The sequence below is a fragment of the Kitasatospora sp. NPDC058115 genome (genome assembly GCF_042884635.1).
Classification (GTDB): Bacteria; Actinomycetota; Actinomycetes; order Streptomycetales; family Streptomycetaceae; genus Kitasatospora.
In genome coordinates, this window is record NZ_JBHVTL010000006.1 from 67,871 (window position 1) to 85,840 (window position 17,970).

The 17,970-nt window shown below is 73.1% G+C and carries 12 protein-coding genes and 1 pseudogene; 5 read left to right on the forward strand and 8 right to left on the reverse strand.

Annotation, left to right across the window (positions count from 1 at the left end):
• Nucleotides 1–80 precede the first annotated feature (80 nt).
• The 3 genes from ACFVVL_RS08160 to ACFVVL_RS08170 all read right to left on the reverse strand — a co-directional run bounded on the left by ACFVVL_RS08160 (nt 81) and on the right by ACFVVL_RS08170 (nt 4,133).
• Nucleotides 81–2,498, reverse strand: coding sequence for an ArnT family glycosyltransferase (locus ACFVVL_RS08160; RefSeq protein ID WP_387672356.1), 2,418 nt, complete (start codon nt 2,496–2,498; stop codon nt 81–83).
• Nucleotides 2,499–2,638: 140 nt separating this feature from the next.
• Nucleotides 2,639–3,763: an alpha/beta hydrolase gene (locus ACFVVL_RS08165; protein WP_380297603.1), complete on the reverse strand. Its 1,125-nt coding sequence runs from the start codon at nt 3,761–3,763 to the stop codon at nt 2,639–2,641.
• A gap of 154 nt (nt 3,764–3,917) precedes the next feature.
• Nucleotides 3,918–4,133 carry a hypothetical protein gene (locus ACFVVL_RS08170; RefSeq protein ID WP_387672359.1) on the reverse strand — a complete coding sequence of 72 codons (216 nt, stop codon included), beginning with the start codon at nt 4,131–4,133 and terminating at the stop codon, nt 3,918–3,920.
• Nucleotides 4,134–4,152: 19 nt separating this feature from the next.
• Between ACFVVL_RS08170 and ACFVVL_RS08175 the strand changes: the two genes are divergently transcribed.
• From ACFVVL_RS08175 to ACFVVL_RS08185, 3 genes are all read left to right on the forward strand, one after another.
• Nucleotides 4,153–4,926 (forward strand): hypothetical protein, encoded by a 774-nt coding sequence (locus ACFVVL_RS08175; protein WP_387672362.1) that lies wholly within the window; start codon nt 4,153–4,155, stop codon nt 4,924–4,926.
• A gap of 99 nt (nt 4,927–5,025) precedes the next feature.
• Complete coding sequence (locus ACFVVL_RS08180) at nt 5,026–6,090, forward strand: DUF4037 domain-containing protein (protein WP_387672365.1); 1,065 nt, start codon at nt 5,026–5,028, stop codon at nt 6,088–6,090.
• Between the two features lie 52 nt (nt 6,091–6,142).
• A complete protein-coding gene (locus ACFVVL_RS08185; protein WP_387672764.1) occupies nt 6,143–6,712 on the forward strand; it encodes a DUF4240 domain-containing protein in 570 nt (189 codons plus the stop codon).
• A 48-nt stretch (nt 6,713–6,760) separates the two neighbouring features.
• On the opposite strand, the gene ACFVVL_RS08190 is transcribed toward ACFVVL_RS08185, so the two are convergent.
• Genes ACFVVL_RS08190 through ACFVVL_RS08205 form a run of 4 tightly spaced genes read right to left on the reverse strand, consistent with a single transcriptional unit; the run spans nt 6,761 to nt 15,162 of the window.
• Complete coding sequence (locus ACFVVL_RS08190) at nt 6,761–7,705, reverse strand: hypothetical protein (RefSeq protein ID WP_387672366.1); 945 nt, start codon at nt 7,703–7,705, stop codon at nt 6,761–6,763.
• Nucleotides 7,706–7,736: 31 nt separating this feature from the next.
• Complete coding sequence (locus tag ACFVVL_RS08195) at nt 7,737–8,534, reverse strand: hypothetical protein (protein WP_387672369.1); 798 nt, start codon at nt 8,532–8,534, stop codon at nt 7,737–7,739.
• Entirely contained in the window at nt 8,531–13,696 is a 5,166-nt protein-coding gene (locus ACFVVL_RS08200; RefSeq protein ID WP_387672372.1) for a tetratricopeptide repeat protein, read from the reverse strand. Before ACFVVL_RS08200 ends, ACFVVL_RS08195 begins: the two co-directional genes overlap by 4 nt.
• Nucleotides 13,693–15,162 carry an esterase/lipase family protein gene (locus ACFVVL_RS08205; RefSeq protein WP_387672375.1) on the reverse strand — a complete coding sequence of 490 codons (1,470 nt, stop codon included), beginning with the start codon at nt 15,160–15,162 and terminating at the stop codon, nt 13,693–13,695. The genes ACFVVL_RS08200 and ACFVVL_RS08205 overlap by 4 nt, the downstream gene beginning before the upstream one ends.
• A 212-nt stretch (nt 15,163–15,374) precedes the next feature.
• Here ACFVVL_RS08205 and ACFVVL_RS08210 point away from each other — a divergent pair, with 212 nt between their 5' ends.
• Nucleotides 15,375–16,184, forward strand: a complete 810-nt coding sequence (locus ACFVVL_RS08210) for a hypothetical protein (RefSeq protein ID WP_387672378.1) — start codon at nt 15,375–15,377, stop codon at nt 16,182–16,184.
• A gap of 56 nt (nt 16,185–16,240) precedes the next feature.
• On the opposite strand, the gene ACFVVL_RS08215 is transcribed toward ACFVVL_RS08210, so the two are convergent.
• The gene (locus ACFVVL_RS08215; protein ID WP_387672381.1) at nt 16,241–17,086 is read right to left on the reverse strand and encodes a hypothetical protein; all 846 of its coding nucleotides are present in this window, start codon (nt 17,084–17,086) and stop codon (nt 16,241–16,243) included.
• Between the two features lie 220 nt (nt 17,087–17,306).
• Here ACFVVL_RS08215 and ACFVVL_RS08220 point away from each other — a divergent pair.
• Nucleotides 17,307–17,927: pseudogene (locus ACFVVL_RS08220) on the forward strand (serine protease); the annotation flags it as partial.
• Nucleotides 17,928–17,970: the final 43 nt, after the last annotated feature.

Genomic DNA, 17,970 nt, shown 5'->3' on the forward strand with positions numbered 1-17,970 from the left:
GGGCGCCCCCGCCAGCCCTGCGGCGCCCCTCGGGGGGGGCGCGCCACGGTCGTTCACCGTGGCGCGCCCCGCCGTCCGGGTCAGGAGCCGGCTGGTCGGCTGAGATCGTAGAACGTCGAGCCGCCGACCGTCCTGGCGGTGTAGTGGCTCGTCACCCAGGCCTCGATCCGGGCGGTCTGCGACTGGCCGGACCCGCCGCCCGGGGCGCCCGGAGCGGCGTTCGTGCCGCCCGCCTCGCCGTCGAGGGCGCGGAACGAGCCACCGGCGACGAACCAGTGGACCTTGCCCTCCGCCACGTACTGCTGGAAGGCCTCCAGGCTGAGCGAGGGGTCGCTGCTGTTGAAGCCGCCGAGGGCCATCACCGGGACGCCGGAGGCGAGTTGGTAACTGGCTGCGTTCTGCGAACCGCTGGTCGCGGCCGCCCAGCGGTAGCCGTCGGCGCCCTGCTCCAGCAGGTCGGCGGCCTCGGTGCTCACCTTGGTGCCGTTCAGCAGCCCGCCCATGCCGCCCATGCCGCCGGGGCCGCCGGTCGTGCCGCCCGGGGCGCCGTCCAGGGCGCCCGGGGCGCCGGGGAAGCCGCCCGTGCCGTCACGGAAGCCGCCCGTACCGTCGGGAACACGGTTGCCCCGGCCGCCGTCCCGGCCGTCCTGCTGCTGGGCGCCGGGGAAGCCGGGGAAGCCGCCCGGGCCGCCCGCGCCGCGCCGGCCGCCGCCCGGTCCGAAGCCGCCCTCCACCGCCGGCCCGGCCAGCACGATCGAGCCCTGGTGCGGCGTGCCGACGGTCTCCACCGCGTACGCCGCCGGTCCGCCCAGCGCCGCCGCCGCACCCACCAGGCCCGCCACCGCGGTCAGCCGCCCGGCGAGCCGCGAGGACCCGGCCGGACCGCCGTCCGCCCGGCGCGCGAGCCGCGCCGCGAGCGGACCGGCCGCGAGCAGCGCCACCGCGGCGAGCAGCCCGCCCGCCAGGACGGCCGGCCGCAGCCACGGCAGGAAGTCCGCGCTGCGCCCGAGCAGCACGTACGCCCACACCGCCGTCACCGCGAGCGTGCCGGCCAGCACCGCCGCGTACGGCAGCCGGTGCCGCGCCCGCCACAGCCCGTCGACGCCCATGCCGACCAGCGCCGCGACCGCCGGGGCCAGCGCCACCGTGTAGTACTGGTGGAAGATCCCGGACATGAAGCTGAAGGTCAGCGCGGTGCAGAGCAGCCAGCCGCCCCAGACCAGGAACGCGGTGCGCGCGGTGTCCGTCCGGGCGTGGCGGCGGGTGGCCCACAGGCCGAACACCAGCAGGATCAGCGCGGCGGGCAGCAGCCAGGCGATCTGCCCGCCGATGTCGCCGTCGAACAGCCGGGTGAGGCCGGTGCGGCCCCAGCCGCCGCCCGTCCCGCCGGGCGGACCCCCGGCCGGAGCGCCGCCCGGGGCGCCGCCGAACACCGCCTCGGCCCCGGCCGGCATCCGGTTGCGCCCACCGCCGACGCTGCCGGTCTCGTTGCCGTTGAGCCGGCCCAGGCCGTTGTAGCCGAAGGTGAGCGAGAGGAAGCTGTTGTCCTGCGAGCCGCCGATGTACGGCCGCGCCGAGGCCGGCACCAGCTCGACCACCGCGACCCACCAGCCGCCCGCGACCACCGTCGCCAGCCCGCCGGCCAGCAGCTGGCGCACCCGGCGCCACAGCCCGGTCGGCGCCACCACCAGGTAGACCAGCGCGAACGCGGGCAGCACCAGGAACGCCTGGAGGGTCTTGGTGAGGAAGGCCAGCCCGAACATCACGCCGGTGAACACCAGCCACCGGGTGCCCGCCGCCTCGACCGCCCGCAGCAGCCCGTACGCGGCCAGCGTGAGCAGCAGCACCAGCAGCGCGTCCGGGTTGTTGAAGCGGAACATCAGCGCCGCCACCGGCGTCAGCGCGAACACCGCGCCCGTCAGCAGCCCGGCGAGCGGCGAGAAGCGCCGGCGCACCGTCGCGTACAGCACCGCCACGGTGGCCACCGCCATCAGCGCCTGCGGGGCCAGCACCGACCACGAGGAGAGCCCGAAGACGCGCGCCGCCAGCGCCATCGGCCAGAGCGCGAGCGGCGGCTTGTCGACGGTGATGAAGTTCCCGGCGTCCGAGGAGCCGTAGAAGAAGGCCTTCCAGCTCTGGCTGCCTGCCTGGGCGGCGGCCGAGTAGAAGGAGTTGGCCCAGCCGGAGGCGGACAGCCCCCAGAGGTAGAGGACGGCGGTGGCCGCCAGCAGCGCCAGCAGCGCGGGCCGCACCCAGCGCGGGTCGTCGGCGCGCCCGCGCCAGGTCCGGCCCGGCAGGGTGCGCAGCCGCGCCGCCCAGGACGCCGGCCCTCTGGAGCCGGCGGGCGGCGGCGGGAACTCCGGGAACAGCGGCGGCGGGGCCGGCCACCGCGCGGCCGGCCCCTCCGGCGCGGGGGCGGGTGGCAGCACCGGGGGCGGGTGGTCCCCGGCCTCCGGCCAGGGCTCGCCGGCCGGCGGGATGTGGCTGGTCGTGGTCATGGGCGCCAGGTTCGGGTGCCCGTCTGAGAGAACCGTGAGACCCGAGTGTGAGCCGCCTGTGATCTGACCGGCCCGGTGCCCGCCCCTGCCGTCCTGCGCCCCGCCCCGCCCCGCCCCGTCCTGCCCCTTCGCCTTCCGTGCTAGGCGGCCTGCGGCATCGTCAGGTGCTTGCCGAGCCACTCCAGGGCGGGCGGGATCTCCCTGGTCCAGGTGTGGAAGTTGTGGCCGCCGGTGTCGAGGGTGATGGTGGAGAGCTTGGTCGGCGCCCTGAAGGCGTTGACCATGGCCTGGGTGCCCTCGTAGTTGTTCTCGTCGTAGCTGGTGGCGAGCAGCAGCGCGACCGGCTCGGCCGGCTTGTTCTTCAGCCGCCAGACCAGGTCGTTCTCCTGCTTCAGCTGGGCGTTGCCCGCGAACAGGTCGCCGGTGGTCTCGTCGATCGGTGCGGTGTAGTAGCCGGAGAGCGAGACCGCCGACCGGTAGGCGTCCGGCTTGCGGAGCGCGAACTTGAGGGCGCAGTAGCCGCCGGTCGAGTTGCCGATCACCGCGCGGTTGGCCGGATCGGTGCCGATCCGGTAGTTGGCGGCCAGCGCCGTCGGCAGGTCACTGGTGAAGAAGGTCTCCACCTGCGGTCCGCCGGGGACGTCCATGCACTCGGTGTCGCGGTTGCCGGACAGGGTCGGGCGCATCAGCACCAGGACGGTCGGCGGCAGCTTGTTCTGCTCGATCGCGGTGAGCGCGGACGCCGGGTACTGCATCAGCGTGATCAGCTTCTCCGCCGAGCCCGGGTAGCCGGCCAGCACCAGGGCCATCGGGAACTTGCGCTGCGCGTACTCCGGCTGGAAGTACTGCGGCGGCAGGTAGACGAAGGCGTCGCTGCTCAGGCCGCTCGCGCTGCCCCGGACCGCGACCTCCTGGATCAGCCCGGAGCGGTCGCGGGCCGAGCCCTGCGCCGAGTACATGTTCTTCTCGCCGGTGACGGCCAGGGAGGCGGCCGCGTTCGGCTGGTGGTCGACCACCGTGCCCGGCTTGCCGTTGGTGCCGAGCAGGTCGCTCCAGGAGCTGTAGAAGCCGAAGTAGCCGTTGGCGATCAGGCCCATGGCCACGAGCACCGCGATCTGGGTGGCGAGGAACGCGCCGATCCGTCCGGTCCAGGCCTTCCAGCCGCCGCCGCCGAATCTCGGCCAGAGCCACATCGTGGCGGCGAAGACGCCGATCGCGATGACGGAGGCGACGATCTGGAGGGGGACACCCGTGAGGCTGAGCACGTCCCGATGGTAGTTGACGTCGGGGACCGCTCCGTGCGCCCTGTCGTCCGCCCCCGCTACGCTTCGGTGCGCTGCAAGTGAGCCCTGTTGACCGTGTCTTGTCGGATCGGAATCATGGCGGCGGGGACAGCAGAGAGCACGGAGTGTGCATGGATCAGCACCGAGAGAGCACCCGGGGGAGCGGCATGAAGTCCTTCACCAAGGCCGGCGTTGCGGTGGGCACCGCATTGCTGCTTGCGGCCTGTTCGAGCGGCGGTTCGGGAGGGTCGGGCGATTCGTCCTCGTCCTCGTCCGGACCGTCCGACGGCGGTTTCAGCGCCCTTCCCGCCCCGTCGCCGACACCCACGCCGACGCCGACACCGACGCCCACGCCGACGCCGTACGGGCCGGTGCTCGCCGGCTACGTCGACCCGGTCGGCACCGCGCTCGGCAAGATCAACCCGGCCTCCAACATGGACAACTTCCTGATCGGCCTCCAGGAGGCGGCCAGCGCGGCCAACTCCGCGAGCAGCGGACTCGGCCTCAGCGACACGCCGGCCACCGTCGGCACCACCAAGCGCCAGCTGGTGACGGCCCTGTCGCAGCTCGCGACCGATCTCAGCAAGATCCGTACCGACATCAAGTCCAAGGCCTTCTGCACCACCGGCTCCGCCTACGCCCAGGTCGGCCTCTCCGAAGGCCTGAAGGCGATCCCGGCCGCCCTCGCCGAGATGGCCGCCGCCGGGTACGCCACCAACTTCACCGTCCCGCAGACGCCTCCGCAGCAGACCCGCTCGAAGGAGAACGACACCTTCGTCACCAAGGGCAAGCTGCGCGGCAAGGGGGAGTTGAACATCGACAACTCCGAGGGCAGCAGCGACTCCGTCGTCTCGCTCTCCCAGAGCGGCAAGGCGGTCCACTCGCTGTACGTCGGCAAGGGGAAGAAGGGGTCCATCGAGGGCATCGAGGACGGCACCTACGACGTCTTCTTCTCCGACGGCGTCGACTGGGACCCGACGCTGAAGATGTTCACCCAGAACTGCAGCTACTCGAAGTTCGACGAATCCCTGGACTTCGTGACCGACCGCACGACGTACCAGATCTGGTCGATCACGCTGACCGCGAAGGTCGGCGGCAACGCCAAGACCAGCGACGTGGACGAGGAGAACTTCCCGCAGCCGTAAGGGTGCGCGCACGGACGGACGGAGGCACCACGGGCCGCGGGGCCCGCGGTGCCTCCAAACCCTTGGACGGCGCCGCGGCCCGTCCGCGAAGCTGGCCGGGTGACCAGCGCGCCCTTCGTCCCCGGCCTCGAACTCGCCCGCCTCCTGCACGAGGAGGCCGTCCGCCCGCTCCTCGCCGCCGCCCACCCCGGCCTGCGGTACGCCGCCGCCCTCGTGGGCCCCGGCTCCGAGGTGCTCGGCCTCGACACCCCGCGCTCCACCGACCACGACTGGGGCCCGCGCCTCGACCTCTTCCTCCCGGCCGGGGACGCCGCGCGCCTGCGCCCCGCCCTCACCCGTCTGTTCGCCGAACGCCTCCCCGGCACGCTGCGGGGCCGCCCCACCCGCTACCGCACAGGCGACGACCCCGACGGACCCGTCACCCCGCACGTCGCCGTCCACGACCTCACCGGCTGGCTCACCGACCGCCTCGGCGGCCCGCTCGGGGACCTCGGGCCGGCGGACTGGCTCGCGTTCCCCCAGCAACGGCTCGCCGAGGTCACCGGCGGTGCCGTCCTCCACGACGGCACCGGCGAACTCACCGCCGTCCGGGCGGCGTTGGCCTGGTACCCCGACCAGGTCTGGCGCCACCTGCTCGCCTGCCAGTGGCAGCGGATCGCCCAGGAGGAGGCGTTCACCGGACGCTGCGCCGAGGTCGGCGACGAGCTCGGCTCCGCCGTCACCGCCGGCCGCCTGGTCCGCGACCTGATGCGGCTCTGCCTGCTCCTCGACCGCCGCTACGCCCCCTACGGCAAGTGGCTCGGCTCGGCGTTCGCCCGTCTCGTGGTGGCGCCCCGGCTGACCCCGTCCCTGCGCGGCGCGCTGGCCGCCGACACGTACCCCGAACGCGAACGCCACCTGTGCGCCGCGTACGAGACGGTGGCCGCCCTGCACAACGCCACCGGCCTCACCCCGCCCGTCGACCCGGCCACCCGGCCGTACCACTCCCGCCCGTACCGCGTCCTGCGCGCCGACCGCTTCGTCCGCGCGCTGGCCGCGACGGTGACGGACCCGTTGCTGCGCGACCGGCCGCTCACGGGCGGGGTCGACCAGTGGGTCGACAGCACGGACGCGCTGACCCGGCCGGCTCTGCTGCGACCCCCGTGCTCCGGCGGTGGATCGTGATCACGCCGACCGGCGCGGCGGGAACGTCCGCGCCTGGCATACTCGGGCCGTGATGGATGCCGAGGAGTTCTGGGCCCTGGTGGACGGGGCGTGCGCCGAAGTCGACGCGCTGGAACCGGACTTCGACGAGCGGTGCGCGGCGGTCGAGCGCGCCTGCGAGGAACGGCTCGTGCGCCGCACGCCCGCCGAGATCGTCCGGTTCTCCCTGCGGCAGTGGCAGCTGCGCGACCACGCCTACCGGTACGACCTGTGGGCGGCGGCGTTCCTCATCGAAGGCTGGTGGTCCGACGACGGGTTCATGGACTTCCGCGACGGCCTCATCTCGCTCGGCCGGGACTGGTACGAGCGCGCGCTCGCGGATCCGGACTCCCTCGCCGACCATCCGGCGGTGCGGGGCGGCGGGGACGTGCTCATCGGGAACGAGGACTTCAACCGCGTGGCGCACCGGGCCCACCAGCGCCTCACCGGTGAACCGGACGGCCTCGACGAGGCGCTGGAGGCGTCCCCGGAAGCCGGCCCGCTCCGCGTCGTGACCGAGCCGGCCGGAGCCCGGTGGGACGTCGCGGACGACGGTGAGATGCGCCGCCGCCTGCCACGCCTCGCCGCGATCTTCCTGGACTAGCACGGAGCGCGCGGGGTGGCCGCGACCACCGCCCGCGAGCGGCGAGGCCTACGGCTGGCGCCCGGCCGGTGAGCCGGTGGCGACGAGCTGCCCGGTGGCGGTCAGCGCGAGGCGCGAGAAGAGGGTGCCGGAGAAGCCGAAGAGCAGCGCGATGGCGAGGGCGAGCGGCCGGTCCGGCGCGTCCCAGGAGTTGTCGAGGAAGACGTGCCCGAGCAGGTTGAGCTCCGGGTCCGCGAGCATCCGCACCAGCAGCATCCCGCCGATCGCCGCGAGCGCACCGCCGACCGGGGCCAGGACCAGCACGCCCCAGGAGGACGGCCGTTGGGAGCGCATCACCCCGATCACGGGGGAGAGGAAGCCGCCCAGCGCGCCGAGCATCATGGTCGGCTGGTGCGCCAGCGTGACGCCGATCAGATAGACGGCGCCGAGCCCGATCGTGGCCAGCCAGAGGGCGGCGCGCTGCTGCTCGTACTCGCGCTCGGCCTCGGTGTCCTCAAGGTCGTGGAGGTGCTCGGCGGCTGCGGCGAGCGTGGTGGCGGGCGGCTGTCCGGCTTCCTCCAGCCTCGGCTGCAGCGCTTCGAGCCGGGAGGCGGCCTCGTCCGGCGGCAGCAGCCGCATCAGGTCGCGCTCGCAGCTGTGCAGCACCCGCCAGGCGGAGGCCAGCTTGGACAGCGGGATCGAGAACACCCAGGAGGACCTGGGGGACAGCCGCCACACGACCATGTTGGTGTGCTCCAGCGTGTCCAGCCGGGCGGTCACCGTCGCGAGCACGGCCTGCCGCACGGGGTCGTCCGGGGAGACGGCCGCGAGCACGGTGGTACGGGCGCGGGCCTCACCGATGCGGCCCTGCATCCGGCGGTAGCGCGGGGCGGCGATGAAGCCCCGGCTGGTGAGGAAGACGATCGCGAGATAGACGAGGCAGACCGCTGCCAACGCCCAACGGTCGTTCTCCGCCTGCCACATGGTGCCCCCCTCGGCGTTGCCTGGGGCCATCGTGCCGCATGGGGCGCCGGTGCGGGAGGGGTCAGCCGTCCGTGGTGCCGTCCTCGCGGATCCAGAGGATGTCGACGTTCTTCTCGATGAACTCGGCCCGCAGCTCGGCCTCGGACTCCGCCGAGCCGGTCACCAGGGCGATGAACTGCTTCGCCCCGGCCCGCCGCGCGAGGAAGGCGGTGGCGTCGGGGGCGCGGCCGGGTGCGGAGGGCGGTGGCATGAAGGCCGGGTGCAGCAGGTGGAGGGCGTCCGGGTTCACGTCGGCGCGGTGGTGCAGCACGGGTAGCGCGGCCTCGTCGGTGACGTACATCCCCAGCGCTGCCTGCGCGGCGCGGAAGGACGGTCCCACGGTCATGCCGGTGCCGATGCACTGGTAGAAGTGGTCGGCGAACATGATGGCCATGTCGTCACGCACCTTTGCGGGGTGCCCGATGGCGCAGCCGACGACCTCGGCCAGCTCCCGGGCGACGGCCCCGGTGGCACAGGCGTTGAGGAACGCGAGGCGCACCTCCTTGCCGACCTCGGCCAGGAGGTTGGCGAGTCCCTTGGTCACCATGGGCGCGTCACCGCCGGCCGGGGTGAGGACACGCAGGCCGGACTCGTCCGCGTGTCCGGAGAGGTGGAGCACGTTCGGATTGTGGTGCAGCAGGTGGCCGAGGATGTCCTTGCCCTGCAGGGCCTGCTCGGTCCGAAGGTCCAGCCCCTTCCGGAAGCGGGCCGCCCGGATGGTCTGCCCGACCTGCCGTTGCTCCTCCCCGGTGTCCGGGCCGCCGAGCCGGACGGCGACCGCGGACAGCATCAGGATGCGGGTCTGTTGCGGATCGGTCACCGCGCAGGAGCCTGCGCCGGTGGGGCGAGGACGGCCTGGAGGAGTTCGCCGAGCGCGGCGGCCCGGGTGGGGTGGACGCTCATCAGGTTCGCGATCTCGGCGATGGCTCGGTTGCGGTCGTCCATGTCGGGTTCCGTGTCCGGGGCGGCGGCCCGGAGGGCCTCGGCCGGCGAGGGGCCGGTGGCATCGTCGTTGACGGCGTGGGCCGCCAACAGGTGCACCGTAGCGCTCCACGCGGCGCCGTACATGACTTTCTCGATGAGCGCGAGCCAATTGAGTGCGGTGGTGTCAGCGGCTCCAAGTGCGCGTTGGATGCGAGTGTTGAGAAGGTGGCGGTCCGTCAGGAGGGTGTAGGCGGGCTCGATGCCGTCGGCGACACTCATCGCCAGGATCGCCCGGTGGATGGTGATGAGGGGGTGGACGTCTTCGGGGCTGCCGCTGCCGAGGTCGGTCAGGGCTGCATCCGCGTCGGGGGCGAGCAGGTCGGTCGCATGATCGGCCAGATACGTCGCCGAGGCTGCCCAGCCGTCGTCCTCGGCTCCCGCCTCGATCCATGTGGTGAGGATCTCCGGGAGTACGAGGGGACGGTAGACCGTCTCCAACGCGACACCGGCCTGGAGCTGGTCCAGTAGCGCGCGGTGGAGTTCGGCAGAGCGGATGTCCAGTAGCGCCCACTCCTGGAGTGCACATCGGGCCGGGGCGCTGAGGAGATCGGGGTGCGACGCAACGAAGTCGCGGGACTCGGCCCAGCTCTTCGTGTTGATCCACTCGGCTGTCAGCCGGAGATCTGTGTCCGTGACCCTGAGCCAGGTGAGCGTTGCGGGGTCCGTGTGATCGTTCAGGTGAAGGCGGAAGGCGGCCGGCTCGGACTTGGCAACTTCCCGAAGGCTCCGGCGTACTTGGAAGGTTGTCCTACCGTTGGCAGAGGTCCCCGGGGCGAGTAGCTCGAAAAGCGATCCGATGCCGCTGTCCGTATCGCCGATCTTCAGAAGGAACAGCGCTCGGTGGAGAGCGATCTCGGCGGTCGCCCACGACGGACCGGGCCATGCGGCGATGATTTCCCCGTAGCTCTGGAGCGCTTCTTGGTGTCGGCCCATCTCGGACAGCAGGCCGGCGAGGTTGTTGAGGGTGCTTGCGAGGTCAGGGAGGTGGGCGTCGGGGTCGGTGTGGGCGAGCGTGCGGTAGGTGGTGGTGGCTTCTTGGACTGAGGCGAGGGCTTCTTGGTGCAGGCCCACCTCGGAGAGTCGGTTGGCGAGGTTGTTGAGGGTGCCGGCGAGGTTGGGGAGGTAGGCGGCGGGGTTGGTTCGGGTGAGTGTGCGGTAGGTGGTGGCGGCTTCTTGGGCTGAGGCGAGGGCTTCTTGGTGTCGGCCCGCGTTCGCCAGTTGGATGGCGAGGTTGTTGAGGGTGCCGGCGAGGTTGGGGAGGTAGGCGGCGGGGTTGGTTCGGGTGAGTGTGCGGTAGGTGGTGGCGGCTTCTTGGGCCGGGGCGAGGGCTTCTTGGTGTCGGCCCGCGTCCGCCAGTTGGATGGCGAGGTTGTTGAGGGTGCCGGCGAGGTTGGGGAGGTAGGCGGCGGGGTTGGTTCGGGCGAGTGCGCGGTAGGCGGTGGTGGCTTCTTGGGCTGGGGCGAGGGCTTCTTGGTGTCGGCCCACCTCGGAGAGCCGGACGCCGAGGTTGTCGAGGGCCGTGGCGAGGTCGGGGAGGTGGGCGTCGGGGTTGGTGTGGGCGAGTGCGCGGTAGGTGGTGGTGGCTTCCTGGGCTGAGGCGAGGGCTTCTTGGCGTCGGCCCGCGTCCGCCAGTTGGATGGCGAGGTTGTTGAGGGCCGTGGCGAGGTTGGGGAGGTAGGCGGCGGGGTTGGTGTGGGCGAGTGTGCGGTAGGTGGTGGTGGCTTCCTGGGCTGAGGCGAGGGCTTCTTGGCGTCGGCCCACCTCGGAGAGTCGGTTGGCGAGGGTGCTGAGGGCCATGGCGAGGTCGGGGAGGTGGGCGTCGGGGTTGGTGTGGGCGAGTGCGCGGTAGGTGGTGGCGGCTTCCTGGGCCGGGGCGAGGGCTTCTTGGCGTCGGCCCACTTCCGCCAGCTGGATGGCGAGGTTGTTGAGAGCCATGGCGAGGTCGGGCAGGTAGGCGGCGGGGTTGGTTCGGGCGAGTGCGCGGTAGGTGGTGGTGGCTTCTTGGACCGGGGCGAGGGCTTCTTGGTGTCGGCCCATGTCGGAGAGTCGGTTGGCGAGGTTGTTGAGGGCGCCGGCGAGGTTGGGGAGGTAGGCGGCGGGGTTGGTTCGGGCGAGTGCGCGGTAGGTGGTGGTGGCTTCTTGGACCGGGGCGAGGGCTTCTTGGTATCGGCCCACTTCCGCCAGCTGGATGGAGAGGTTGTTGAGGGCAATGGCGAGCTTGGGGAGGTAGGCGTCGGGGTTGGTTCGGGCGAGTGCGCGGCGTAGTTGGACGGCTTCTTGCGCCGGGGCGACGGCTTCTTGGCGTCGGCCCACCTCGGAGAGTCGGTTGGCAAGGGTGTTGAGGGCCATGGCGAGGTCGGGGAGGTAGGCGTCGGGGTTGGTTCGGGCGAGTGCGCGGTAGGTGGTGGTGGCTTCTTGCGCCGGGGCAAGGGCTTCTTGGCGTCGGCCCACGTCGGAGAGTCGGTTGGCGAGGGTGTTGAGGGCGCCGGCGAGGTTGGGGAGGTAGGCGTCGGGGTTGGTTCGGGTGAGTGCGCGGTAGGTGGTGGTGGCTTCTTGCGCCGGGGCGAGGGCTTCTTGGTGTCGGCCCACTTCCGCCAGTTGGATGGCGAGGTTGTTGAGGGCCATGGCGAGGTCGGGGAGGTGGGCGTCGGGGTTGGTTCGGGTGAGTGCGCGGTAGGTGGTGGTGGCTTCTTGCGCCGGGGCGAGGGCTTCTTGGTGTCGTCCCACGTCCGCCAGTTGGATGGCGAGGTTGTTGAGGGCGCTGGCGAGATCGGGGAGGTAGGCGTCGGGGTTGGCCTCGGCGAGCAGCCGGAGGGTGGTGATGCCCGGGCCGTCGGCCGCGACGGCGTGCTCGGTCAGGTGCCGCCGCAGGTAGACATTGGCCTGGTGAGGATCGGTGCCACCTGCCGTCTGGTCGAGGGTGAGATCGACGAAGGCCCGCACGATGGCGAGGGGGGCCGGGGCCGCGCCCGGGTGGGGCGCGGAGGAGCGCAGGTGGGTGACGAGTTCGCGGTGGTAGAGACGGTAGACGGCTTGGCGCCCGGCACCGTCGTCGAACCCGTCGCTGTCCTCGACGATGTAGCGCCCGTAGTGCTCGAGCAGCCAGTCGATGTCGTCCGGCCCGTAGTCCGTCTCGCGGCCGCCGACCGCCCGGGCCGCCGCCTGCCAGACACCGCGGGCGGGCATGCCGTTGCCGGCCGCCCACGCCAGTGCCGTCAGCAGGTCGCCGGCGGTACCCGGACGGTCGTCGCCGGGAACGACATCGGCCAGGTCGAGGTCGAGGGCGCCCGTGATGCCGAGGGGGATCTGATCCTGCCAGGGCCGTCCGGGATCGCCGGCGAGGAAGCGGGCCAGGTGGGAGGCGACGATGCGGGCGAAGAGGAACCCGCCGCCCCCGGCCCCGGCCCGTGCCGCCAGCGCCGAGGCGATCTCGGCGGCGGTCTCCTCGGCGATGCCGTCGGACCGGAGCCGATGGTGGACGTAGGCGGTGATGTCCGTCGCGGTGTCGTGCTCCTCGTCGAGGTCGAGGGTCACCACGGACGTGCCGACCATGCGGGTGAGGGCCGAATCGAGCGTCTCGCCCTGGTCCAGGTGGGGCTGGAACGGGCGGTCGCGCGAGGCCAGCAGCACGGCGCACAGCCGGCTGAGCGGGACGAGGAGCTGCTCGGCGATCGCCGTCGCCTGCCCCGGCGACGCCTCGTCCAGGCCGTCCAGGACCAGCACGTGCCGGCGCCCGTGGCCGCTCTCGGTGCGTTCGAGCTGGGCGATCAGGTCGGCCGGGGTCTTCGGCACGGGAAGGTCGAGCTGCCTGGCCAGGGCCTCGGCGAGCGTCTGGACGTCCATGCCGCGCAGGTGGACGGCGGCGTCGACGCTGCCCCGGCCGGGGTCGGGGTCGTCCTCCCCGAGGGGAGCGTGTGCCAGGAGCGCGGCGCGTTCTTCCGCGTCGGACAGGGCCGCGATGCGTCCGACGACGGCGGACTTGCCGACGCCCGCGCTGCCGGTCACCAGCAGCATCCCGGCGGTGTCGGTGGCGAGCCGGTCGGTGATCTGCCGCAGGGCCCGGCGTCGGCCGGTGAAGAACCAGCCCTCCTTGGCGGGACTGCTGCCCCGGGCGGCCAGCACGAGGTGTTCGACGAGGGCCTCGCGGGACTTCCGCTGCCATCGGGGGTTCCGGAACATCGGCTGGGGGTGGCCCACGGAGGCCCGCACCGGCTGCTGGCCGCCGTCCGGCCAGTCCTCCGCCAGGACTGCGAGGGCGAGCGTCTCCCCGGTGATTCCGGCGTTGCGCACGCTCCACTCGTGGCGGTAGACGCTGTCCTGTGGCCCGTTCCTCAGGAGTTCGAGCACGGTCTCCAGGAGCAGCCCGCGCGCCCCCTCGGCCCGTTCCTGCGCCTGGCAGGCGGCGAGGACGCCGAGCCAGGCGGTGCGCGGTTCGGGCAGGGTCCGGTCCTCCCATGCCGCGAGTGCGTGGTCGAGGGCGGGGACGGCGCCGGCGCCGGAGTGGCAGGTGTCGAGCAGGATCAGGATCTGGTCGGCGTGGCTGGTCAGGGCCTGGCTGGTGAGGCGTTCGGGGGAGTAGAACCGGTCCTGGTTGCCGAGGCCCCTGGGTGTGGCGTGGGTGATGAGCTGGAGGTCGCCGCGGTTGCCGGTCTCGGCGTGACCGGACCACGCGATCACCGCGGAGCCGCCGCCGCCACCCTCCGACCAGGTGTCCGACCACAGGTCCAGACCGTCGATCAGGGCGCCCTGCGCGGGGTTGGGCACGATGGTCGCCCGAAAGCCGAACTCGGCCAGGCAGGCGGCGAGTTCGTTGACCTGCCCGACCGCGCCCGGGATCGGACGGTAGGCCTGGTCGCGGTACTCGTCGAAGACGACCGCCAGGAAGGTGCCGCGCGTGTTCGGCGTCGGCGCGTCGGCGGTGCTCGGGTCGGCGGTGCTCGGGTCGTCGGCACCCGCGTCGGCGGTGCTCGGGTCGGCGGTGCTCGGGTCGTCGGTCATGCGTCACCTTCGAGGAGGAGGGTCAGCGCGGTCACCGCCGTGTCGGCGCTGTCCTGCTTGGCGTGGACGGAGACGGCGTACACGCCCGGGCCGAGGCCGTCGAAGGCGCGCTCGTACCGGCCGCCACCGACGTTGCTCAGCAGGCGCTCCACGACGACGTCCCCGTTCTCGGCCCGGACGGTGGCCCGGACGGCGAGCGTGGCCGCCCCCGGCCGGCCGGTGCCGTCGGCCACCGCCTCGACGCGCAGCGGCTGCCCGGCGAGCCCGTACTCGGGGACGCGCACGCCCAGCGGGTGGGCGGGCAGCGAGCCGCGGTAGACGGCGGGGGCCGGGGCGAGCCAGTCGTAGAGGTTCTCGCGGACCCCGGCGTGGCCCTTGATCGCCCCGTGGTTGGCGAAGGAGGAGCGGGCGGCCGTGGGGTCGTCGGGGGCGACCTCGGCGGGGTACGCGGCGAACCTCGCCACCCGGCCGTCGCCGCCCTCGTCCTTGCCCTCGATGGTCTCGATCAGCCGCAGCCGCCCGTCGCCCGTCACGGCGGCCGTGGTGGGCGTGGGCTGGCGGACGCCGATCACGGGCAGGCAGAGCCGGTCCGACCCGCCCCGCCGGACCCGCCCGACGGCGGCGTCGCGGATGGCGCCGTGGAAGCGTCCGGCGTCCGCGAGCAGGCAGGGGTCGACGCCCTCCAGCGCGGTGGCCAGTTCACGGGGGTAGCGCAGACCGTCGGGGGTCTCGACGCAGGCGTAGTCGGGGGTGAGCTGGTGGAGGGAGGGCAGGCTGCGGCTGAAGGCGGTCAGGTCGGCGGCCACCGGGCCCAGGCCGATCCGGTGCCCGTTGACCAGCGACTCCAGCGCGCCGATCGAACCCCGGTGCGGCGTGCCGAGGGTGATGAGTTGCCGGGTGACCTCCGCGCCGCCCAGGCACTCCACCCAGTAGCGGGCCACCAGCCCGCCCATCGAGTGGCAGATCAGCCGGACCTTCGCCTCGGCCCGGTGCGGGGCGGTGGCCCGCCAGCGGCCGAGCGCCTCGTCGACGCGGACGGCCAGGAGGCGGGCGTTGTAGCGGCAGGAGAGCCGCCAGTCGTAGGCGAACTCGACGAGGTTCACCGGGACTTCGGGAGCGCCGGGCCGGTCCGGCGGGCCGCTTCGGCTGCCGGGCAGGGCGCGGCGCAGGGTGAAGGTGCGTTCCAGCCAGCCGATCAGGTCGCTGTAGCCGTCGACCACCGGGCGCACGCCCGGGACGGCGTGCAGGGAGGGGACGAGCCCGGTGGGGACGACGCCGTCGCCGGGGTGGTCGTCACCGAGGTCCGTCGGCAGGCGCAGGGCCCGGACGGAGCCGAGGAAGGTGGTGAGGCCCCGCCGCAGTGCCCCGGGGGAGGGGCCCCACACCTCCTTGCCGTCCACCGCCAGCCGGCTTCCGGTGATGCCGGGAATGACGACCACCAGGTCGTCGATCGGTTCCTGCCGCATTGCGCCCACCCTGGTTCGCCCCCGCGCTCGGTCGATTCCCGGCCCTGCCTACCAGAACGGCGGGGCCGGCGTCCGGCTCATCGGGCAAATCGCCTCCCGCGGGGGGACGCCGACGGCGCTGCGGGCTTCCGCGGGACGCCGGTTGACGCCCGATCGGACTGTCGCGGGCCTCTTGCCCGGCAATTGTCAGTGGCCCGTGCCACACTCCCGGCATGGCTCCTGAACCGCTCGCCACCCTCACCTTCGCCGCCTGGCGCCGTCTCGACCGCGCCGCCGCCAGCCGTCTCGCCGCCCAGGTCGCGGGCAGCGTGGGCGGGCGTCTCGACCGCGTCGAGGAGGTCGAGCACCTGGGGGCGCCGCTGCACCGGGTCCTGGTCGAGCGCGGCGAGCGGATGTTCGCGCTGATACCGGGCGGGCGGGTCACCGTCGGGTTCGACGCGGCGAGTTGGCAGCCCTCCGCCGAACTCCTCGCCAGCTACCACGAGGAGAGCGTCAGCCAGGGGATCGGCGACGGGGACCTGCGGGGCCACCTCGCCCGCGTCCTCAGCCCGCGCCGGACCGTCACCGTGCCGACGCTGCTGATGGCCGTCGAGGACGAGCCGCTGGAGGAGGAGCCCGCCGACATGCCGGCCGTCCTCGCCCGCGAGGGCCTGCGCCTGCCCACCCCCGACGAGTGGGAGCACGGCTGCGGCGCCGGCGCGCGGACCCTGTTCCGCTGGGGCGACGAGTGCCCGCTCGACCGCCTCCCGTACGGTGAAGGCCTCGGCCCGCAGGGCGGGCCGAACGCCTTCGGCCTGCGCATCGCGCACGACACCTACCGTTCGGAGATCACCAGTGAGCCCGGGGTGATCTACGGCGGCGACGGCGGCGAGTCGGTCTGCGGCGGCTACGGCACGGTCCTCGCCTGGCTGCCGCTCGCCACGGCCAACCGGCATCCGGACCTCGCCGCCATGGTCTTCGACGAGGACGGCGACTACTGCACCGACGACCTCTCCACCCGCCCCGTCCTCGCCCTCCGTTGAGGCTGAAGCTGAAGCTGATGTCGAGGCCGTAGGGCCGGGGCCTGCGGGGCCGGGGGCTATTCCTCCTCGGCCCACTCCGGGATGCTCCACCGCAGCACCGTCCCGCCGTCCGCACCACGATCGAGGGTGACGGGGTACACCCGGCCCCAGTCCCGCTCACCGTGGTGCCGGACGGCGTGGTCGCCCTGGCACCAGCTGAAGCCGAGCACGGGGCAGCCGCCGACCTCGATCGCGCCGACGCCCAGCGGGCGGGTGCGGCCGGCGCGATGGAGGAGGTGGAAGTCGGTGTGCGGGTCGACGGAGGAGACCACGCCGCCCCGGTACGCCGCGACCTCGGTGGCGAGGGCCTTCGCCGTGCCGACGGGAAGGTCCAGCCAGCCGTAGGGTCCCTGCGGGTCCCCGTCGTACTGCGGGATCCGCACCCCGCCGAATCGCTGGTGCGCCTCCTCCAGATCGCGCCCCCAGTAGCTGACATCGGCGAGCCCGTCGGCCGGCTCGCCCTCCGGCCCGGTCCAGCCGTCCAGCCCGACCGCGTCCCCGAGCACCATCCCGCCCCGGTCCACGGGCAGGTCCCCGAGCAGCACCGGCGCCTCCCGCCCGGCGGGCCACGGCACCCCCAGGTCCACCTCCAGCACGGCGATCGCCGGCTCCTCGTCGAACGGCGACGGCGCCGTCCGGGCCCGCACCGTCAGCGCCCGCGTCCCGTCGACGCCGACGGCCACCGCCTCCGCCTCGTCGTCCACGAGGTGCCCGCCGCCGGCCCCCGCCGCCACCGCCTCCCGCGCCCGCTCGGACAACGGCTGCCCGACCTCCGGCCAGAGGTCCAGCCAGGTCGCCATGCCGAACACCAGGACCCCGGAGGGCGCGGTGACGGTCCCGAGGTGCGTGAAGCTGTCGTTCATGCGTCCGATTCTGCCCTGCCCGACCTGCCCGACCTGCCCGACCTGCCGCCAGGCACTCGCGCGTGTCCGTCCCGGCGGTGATCCGGCCGGTCCGGCCCCGGTGAATTCCCCCGGGCGACTTCTGTCTGCACGGTTGACCATTTGAAGTGGTCATGGCACTTTCGTGCGGCGCGGGCGTCCGCAACCGGTCGTACGCCCCGCATCCCCCACAAGGAGAGCCATGTTCAAGAGACTTGCCGCCGCGTCCGCCGCGAGCGCTGTCATTGCCGGGGTCCTGACCTCCGTGGCAGTCGCGCCCGCGCAGGCGGTGCAGGCCGGTGACCTGACGTCCACCATCGCGCTGAGCAACTGCTCCGCCTCGCTGGTGCGTTACCCCTCCTCGGTCGACGCCGACCGGGCCCTCATGCTCACCAACGGCCACTGCCTGCCGACCATGCCGTCCGCCGGCCAGGTCATCCAGAACCAGACCGCCAGCCGCAGCGGCACCCTGCTCAACGCTTCGGGCGGCTCCCTCGGCACCGTGACGGCCGACAAGATCCTCTACGCCACGATGACCGGCACGGACGTCGCGCTCTACCAGCTCACCGACACCTTCGGGTCGATCACCTCCAAGTTCGGCGCGACGGCGCTGACCATCAGCGACACGCACCCGGTCGACGGTTCGGCGATGTTCATACCGTCCTCGTACTGGAAGCAGACCTGGAACTGCTCCATCAACGGCTTCGTCGGCACCCTGCGCGAGGACGCGTGGACCTGGCGCGACTCCCTCCGCTACAGCGCCGGCTGCAACACCACCCACGGCACCTCGGGCTCGCCGATCGTCGACGCCGCGACGAAGAAGGTCGTCGGCATCAACAACACCGGCAACGACGACGGCCAGATGT